Below are 6,836 nucleotides of genomic sequence, written 5' to 3'. Positions count from 1 at the left end.
CGGACTACGCCTGCTGACTTTAGTGTAGCAGATGCCGCCGTCCTATGCACTGCCTTTATTTTCATTCTCAGCTGTGATGGCATTTCATGAGGCGTTGAAAACTGAATATCAGCCATGCGGGTACGTTCCCGTCTGAGCGAGCGACGCCGGGGAAAACGCCGGGATAGCGCCGCAATGCAGCCGCTTTTCTCTTTTGGAGGAAGCGGCCTGTGTTGTTGGCGTTGGAGCGATTCCTTTTGCCCGGAGGGAGGCGCGGCACGCCTCTTTCGCCATGACCTCAGACGAGGCTGAGATACTCACAATCGTTTGCTCACACGTCAGATGGGTCGGCTGCCTCCGGGTTGTAATCAGTAAGACCCTCAGAAGGCCGGTGGGAGGTCTGTATGCCGCAGACCTGCCTGCATGGTTCCTACAAGCGCCGGGGGTGCGGGCAGCAAATACGGCGCTGAAATAGAAAAAACAAAATAGAAAATTCAGATTGCCGTTGACGGCGAATCCGTGCGGCGCGGCCCAAAACCGCGCCGCATCAGTTTGCCGTCAGCCATTGGGAGGAATGCGCCATCACAAGCGAAAAGGAGAATGCCCACGCACAGGCGGAGCGGCTCTTCCGCCGTCTTTTCCCTGAAAATGGAATGACTGTGCGGGAGGAGCAGATCGCCCTCTGCCATTTTATGATCGATTCCATGCAGCGCCGCCGCATTGCGCTCTGCGACGCCGGCACCGGTATCGGAAAAACATACGCCTACCTGGCTGCGGCCGTCCTGTTCCGGAGCTGCCGTCCCTCTCGCGGAGCACAATCCATCACCATCTCAACCGCGACCGTCGCGCTTCAGGATGCCATTTGCCGGGAATATCTTCCCTTTCTCTCCCGTGTGCTGCTGAAGAATCGCGTGATCGACCGGCCGCTCTACGCTGCCGTCCGCAAGGGAAAGGAGCGATTTGTCTGCGACATTCGGCTCGCCCAGCGTCTGGAAGCTGTTAGGGAGAAAGAAAAAAACGAGAAGCAGTTCAAAGCACTTTTATCCCTGCGCGGAAAGCTGGATTTGGATCAGTTGCCGGAGCTCAGCGGATTTGACCGCCGGCAGGTATGCGTTCCCGCACATTGTCCCTCAAATTGTCCGGGTGCCCGGAGCTGCCGGTACCACCGGTATCTGTGGGAGGTCTCGCGGTGCGAGAGCATGATCCAAATCTGCAACCACAACTATCTGTTGGCGGACGCCGTCCACCGGCTGGAGGGAAGGCGTCCCCTGCTGAACGACTCCCGGCTGCTGATTGTCGACGAGGCGCACCGTCTGCCGGAGACCGCCCGGCAGATGTGCGCCTGCTCCGTCTCCACAACAGACCTGACGGAGCTGTGCAGCCTGTTGGAACGGGAACATCTTCCCGGCTCCCAGGCCCTGCGCGGTTCTGTGCAGGAGCTGGCTCATTCTCTGACTGAACCCGGCCAGCGCTCTCTGTGCACAGCCTTTCTCCTCACGGAGAAACGGAAGGAGGCGCTGCAAAACACCATTTCTCTTCTCAGACGGCTTCTGGCGGAACGACGATCGCTTCCCTTTTCACTCCATTACCGACTGGAAGAAACGGAACGGCTCCTCTCCATTTTTCGCCGCCGGGACAAGCACTATGTCCTGACGCTTCGATCCCATCGGGACGGCTTCTTCCAGCTGCGCGCCGATGTTCGGGACACGCCTGCGCAGCTGCGCCGTCTCCTGTGGGAGCAGGAGATTCCTGCGGTTCTGACCTCCGGCACCCTCATGACGGGCGGAAGCTTCGAGCGGACGCGCCGGACGCTGGGGATTTCCTGCAGGTGGACGGAGACAAAGGCAGCCTCTCCTTTTCCTTATCAGGAGAACTGCCTGCTCTACTTTCCAGCGAATCCAACGGCAGCCCGTTTTGGGAGCGGAGAGGAGGCGGATTGGATTGCGGAGCAGATCTTATATCTGGTGACTGCGGCAAACGGGCACACGCTGGTGCTGTTCCCTTCCTACTCTTTGATGAGTACCGCAGCCCACCGTCTCAGAGGAAGGCTGTCTGTTCCGATCATGGAGGTATGGCGTCACGCGCAGGACGTCATTCGTCAGTTCAAGCAGTGTAACAACGCGGTGCTGTTCGCGTCTGGCTCCTGCTGGGAAGGCGTCGATTTTCCGGGAGATATGGTCTCCTCGCTCATCCTGCCGCGCCTCCCCTTCTCCGCCCCCGATCCTCTGAGCGAGGCGGAGCGGGAACAATATCCCACGCTGGAGAACTATATCCGCGAGGCCGTTGTCCCGGAGATGCAGAGAAAGCTCCGGCAGGGCTTCGGGCGCGCAATCCGGACGGAAACGGACGTCTGCGCGGTGAGTATCCTTGACCGCAGGGCCTGCCCCGGAGGCCGGTACCATCAGGCTGTCCTTGACGCTCTGCCCGAGTGCCCTGTAACGCAAAGCGTGGGAGAGATCGAAGCTTTTCTCCGGTTCAAGAAGGGGCCGGAGTATTTTCGGGAGGAACGATCATGGAAGAACAAAAACGAAACATACGCAATGAAATCCTCTATTACGCAGCCTATTCTTATCTGAAAAAGCTGATGGAACAGGGCGTCGGGCAGGAGATTTTGAAAAAAGCCAATGTTGCTCTTGCCGAACAATACGGCGTTTCCCAATACAATATTTAGCAGGTAGTGTGATAGAATTCCGCCGTGTATTGTGGTACTGTTGCTGGTGACAGATAGTCTTTCAGAGAAGGAGGGAAATAGGCATGCCGGAAGTCAAAATCATCCCACCCGTTTCTCAGCACGCCGAAAGGCTCCGTGTCGCTGCTTATGCAAGAGTAAGCAGCGATTCCGCCGACCAACTCAATTCCTTCGCCTCGCAGATTGCGTACTATACCGACGTCATCCAATCCGAAGAGGACTGGGAGTTTGCCGGACTGTATGCCGATGAAGCCGTTTCCGGTACCACAACGTCCTCCCGGAACGATTTTCAGCGTTTGCTCAAGGATTGCAGAAACAGAAAGATTGATCGGATTCTTGTCAAATCCATTTCCCGATTTGCGCGGAATACGCTGGACTGCATCCAGACTGTACGCGAACTGAAAAGCCTTGGTGTTACGGTATTGTTTGAGAAGGAAGGAATCGACACCGAACATCTGGGCAGTGAGATGATGCTGAGCATTCTCGGCGCGGCGGCTCAGGAAGAATCGCTGTCAATTTCCCGCAATTTGAAATGGAGCTATCGCAGAAGAATGCGTTCTGGTGATTTTATTACCTGCAGTGCGCCGCTGGGATATTATCTGAAGGATCGGACACTGATCCCCGATCCGCAGGAGGTTCCTGTGGTGCAATATATCTTTGGCAGTTACCTCAGTGGGAAAAGCCTTGAAGAAATATCTCAGACACTGCTGCAAGCATCTGCCAAGCAAGAAAAACGATGGAACGCAGCGGCAATAGAGTATATTCTGACAAATGAGAAATACATTGGAGACGCGCTGGTTCAAAAATGGTTTACTCCGGAGCAGCTCCCCTTTCGCCGACAGAGAAACCGCGGACAGGAAAAGAAATATTATATTAAACACTCTCATAAGCCTATTATTTCAACGGAACAATTTGAAGCAGTTCAGTTTCTTCTTCGGCAAAGATCGTCTCTTCATTTTGCGGCATACCGGAAAAAGGAGTCGGCGTTCACGAAGCTGCTCGTTTGTTCGTATTGCGGTGCTGTTTTGAGACGACGGGTAAACCGGGGAAAGGTAAGCTGGGTCTGCGGCCAGCATCTGCAGGGAAAAGAACTTTGCCCCCAGCAGAAGGTGCCGGAGCCGGAGCTGCTGGAAGCCTGGTCCCGGCTCTGCCGGAAGCTGAGCGAAAACCGGGAAAGTATTCTTGGAGAAATGCTCTCACAACTGGAAGAAATCAAGTGGAAAAGCCGGAGGAACAAACCGGGCACAGAAGAACTCGAGGCAAAGCTTGCCGAACTCATCAGGCAGAATCACGCATTGTCCAGGCTGCGGAGCCGGGGCATGCTGGATTCTGCTATTTTTATCGAGAAAAGCAACCGGAACAATCTGGAGATTGAGCACATTCGGGCAGAGCTGGCTAAAACGGCTGTGCCGGATCGTATTGTTGAAACCATTCGGGATACCCGGAAGCTCCTGTATGCTCTGGATTCCCTCTCCCCTGTCCCGCGCGAAATCATCAGGGCGGTAGTGGTAAAACCGGATCGTTTCCGGTTCCTGCTGATCAACGGACTGCAGCTCGAGGAGGCCAGAGAAGTATGAAGAAAAAAAGATATCTACCCTTTGGATATCGGATGGAGCCGGGACAGGTTCTCCCTGTCCCGGAGGAGTCCGACCTGCTGCGACATCTCTTTTCCGCATATCTGGAGGGAGCCTCGCTTCGCCAGACTGCGGAGCTGGCCATGCGCTCCGGGATTCCCTATCATGAAAACGGAAACGGCTGGAGCAAATGTACCGTTTCCCGAATTCTTGCGGATGAGCGGTATTGGGATTGCAAACAGTTCCCTCCCGTCATCGGCGCGGAGATGGGAAGGGCCGTTTTGCAGCGCCGGAAGGACCAGGCCTCCGCTCCCTGTCCCCTCCCCTTTCTTCGGAAAAAGGTTCTGTGCGGAAAATGCGGCAGCCTTCTGTGCCGGGACAGCAGGAGCTCTCCGAATATTGTATGGAAATGCCAATCCTGTGGCGAACGATTTGGGCCACAGACGGATCAGGAGCTTCTGCGGGAAATCAAAAAGAAGCTGCACGAGCTCTGCCGGACGCCGGAGCGCTCCCTTTCGTCAGAGGCGCATAAGGAACAGATCTCCCTGTACATCGTCCGCCTGAAAAATCAGATCCACCATCTGCTTGACAGTCGGGACGTCGATCCGGATGAGCTGCTCCCGCTGGTTTTTGAGTGCGCACAGGAAAAATACAGCCGAAGCCGGCTGGCTTCCAATCCGCAGGAAGAAAAAATCCGCGCGCTGCTCGCACAACACGTGGATAACGAGGAGTTGGATCCGAACTTTTTTAACCAGGCGATCAAAGGGGTTGTGCTGATGGAGCGCTGCACCATCCGGCTGAGACTTTGGAACGGCATAGAGTTCTGAGGAGGAAAAGAAGGTGCCAGAGAAAAAGATAACAGAAATACCGGCGAACCCGGTTTTCCATAACATTCGAAAATCCAGACGCCGGCTGAGAGTTGCCGCCTATTGCCGTGTCAGCACGGAAGAAGAGGAGCAGCAAAACAGCTTTGAGGTACAGATCCAATACTACACGCAGAAAATTTGCGGTAATCCGGAATGGGAGCTCGCAGGGATTTTCGCCGATGAGGGAATCTCCGGTGTCAGTACGCGGAAGAGAGCGCAGTTCAATGAAATGATCGCGCTGTGCAAACGCCGGAAAATCGATATGATTCTGACCAAATCCATCTCCCGGTTTGCACGAAACACGCTGGACTGCATCCGGTATGTCAGGATGCTGAAAAGCTGGGGTATTCGAATCATCTTTGAAAAGGAAAACATTGATACCGCCAACATGAACAGCGAGATGATTCTGACCTGTCTGAGCTCGTTTGCGCAGGCTGAGAGCGAATCCATCAGCGGAAACGTCACGAAGGGAATTCGCATGGGATACCGGCAGGGACGGTTTGTATTTCGGTATGACAGGTTTCTGGGATACCGGAAGGGAGCGGACGGAAAACCGGAGATTGTCCCCGAGCAGGCAGAGATCGTTCGTCAGATCGCGCAGAGCTATCTGAATGGAAACAGTCTGAGGGAAATCAAACGCTTTCTGGAGGATAGAAACATTCCCTCTCCGGGTGGAACGCGCATCTGGAGGGAAACGACTATTCTCAGCATTTTGCAAAATGAGGAGTATATGGGAGATGTTCTTCTCCAGAAAAGCTTTACAGCGGATTTTATGGAAGGAAAAAAGCAGAAGAACAACGGCGAGCTTCCGCAATACTATATCCGGGATAACCATCCGGCAATCCTTTCGCGCGAGACGTTTTACAGAATTCAGGAAGAGATCTCGCGCAGAAACAGCAAACGGCCCGCCAATGCCAAAAGAGCGAAAACCAACCGCGGAAGGTTTTCCAGCAAATATGCCTTGACGGAGCGATTGGTGTGCGGCATCTGCGGCAGCCTGTACCGCAGGGTTACCTGGAGTATCCATGGCAGAAAGGAAATTGTGTGGCGGTGCATCAATCGCCTGGAATACGGTTCCAGAATCTGCGGCTCCTCTCCTACCATACGGGAGGAGTTGCTGCATGATGCCATAATGGAAGCGATGCAAAGCCTGATCCGCGACAATCAGAACGATATGGCTGTCTCCCTGCAGGAAATCATCCTCCAATGCACGGCACAACAGAATCAGGGCTCCCAGCCGGAGGAGCTTCGCCACCGTTTGGAAGAGCTCAACCGGGAGCTTGACCGTCTTCTGACGTTTGCCGGAAATGACCTGACGGATCTGAGAATCAAGCAGATCAGTGATGAGATGCTCCGACTCAGGCAGCAGGAAAAGCAGTTTGCCTGCAGTGCGGACTACGCAAGAGGCAGAGAGGACGAGATGAGGGAGCTGATCGCCCTGCTCGACGATAAAGATCTGAATCTGACAGAATACTCCAACGAGCTGGTGCGCCGCGTGATTGAGCGCGTGACCGTGCTGTCCAGGGAAGAGATCGTGATTCGGCTTGTCGGGGGGATGGAGATGAGGAGGAGGGTTGGAGAAAGCAGCGAAAAATAGCTGATTCCCGGCAAAGCATGGCTCCCAGACAGATGTTATTGTCATTGCCGTCAAGATTCGGTATAATGTTATAAAGTGATGGTGTTTTACTTCAGGAAAGTTACCCTCAGAGGGCAAGAAATCTTGTTTGC

At 54.5% G+C, this 6,836-nt stretch carries 4 protein-coding genes; all 4 read left to right on the top strand.

All coding sequences use genetic code 11. The features are described from left to right. Positions 1-632: 632 nt before the first annotated feature. The 4 genes from B5F35_RS14325 (at position 633) to B5F35_RS14310 (ending at position 6,705) form a co-directional block, all read left to right on the top strand. On the top strand, positions 633-2,555 hold the full coding sequence (locus B5F35_RS14325) for an ATP-dependent DNA helicase (RefSeq protein ID WP_087242145.1): 1,923 nt from the start codon (positions 633-635) through the stop codon (positions 2,553-2,555). A 178-nt stretch (positions 2,556-2,733) separates the two neighbouring features. Then, the gene (locus tag B5F35_RS14320) at positions 2,734-4,245 is read left to right on the top strand and encodes a recombinase family protein (protein ID WP_087242143.1); all 1,512 of its coding nucleotides are present in this window, start codon (positions 2,734-2,736) and stop codon (positions 4,243-4,245) included. Beyond that, positions 4,242-5,069 carry a recombinase family protein gene (locus B5F35_RS14315; protein ID WP_087242141.1) on the top strand — a complete coding sequence of 276 codons (828 nt, stop codon included), beginning with the start codon at positions 4,242-4,244 and terminating at the stop codon, positions 5,067-5,069. Before B5F35_RS14320 ends, B5F35_RS14315 begins: the two co-directional genes overlap by 4 nt. A gap of 13 nt (positions 5,070-5,082) precedes the next feature. Beyond that, a complete protein-coding gene (locus B5F35_RS14310) occupies positions 5,083-6,705 on the top strand; it encodes a recombinase family protein (protein ID WP_087242139.1) in 1,623 nt (540 codons plus the stop codon). Positions 6,706-6,836: the final 131 nt, after the last annotated feature.

It is taken from the genome of Anaeromassilibacillus sp. An200, from assembly GCF_002160025.1.
GTDB lineage: Bacteria > Bacillota > Clostridia > Oscillospirales > Acutalibacteraceae > Caccousia > Caccousia stercoris.
The sequence above is the reverse complement of the archived record's forward strand: the minus strand, read 5'-3'. Positions and strand labels throughout refer to the sequence as shown.

Excerpts from the sequence above, each read along its gene's own strand:
- B5F35_RS14325 (WP_087242145.1), top strand. The coding sequence starts at position 633 with ATGACTGTGCGGGAGGAGCAGATCGCCCTCTGCCATTTTATGATCGAT.
- B5F35_RS14320 (WP_087242143.1), top strand. The coding sequence starts at position 2,734 with ATGCCGGAAGTCAAAATCATCCCACCCGTTTCTCAGCACGCCGAAAGG.
- B5F35_RS14315 (WP_087242141.1), top strand. The coding sequence starts at position 4,242 with ATGAAGAAAAAAAGATATCTACCCTTTGGATATCGGATGGAGCCGGGA.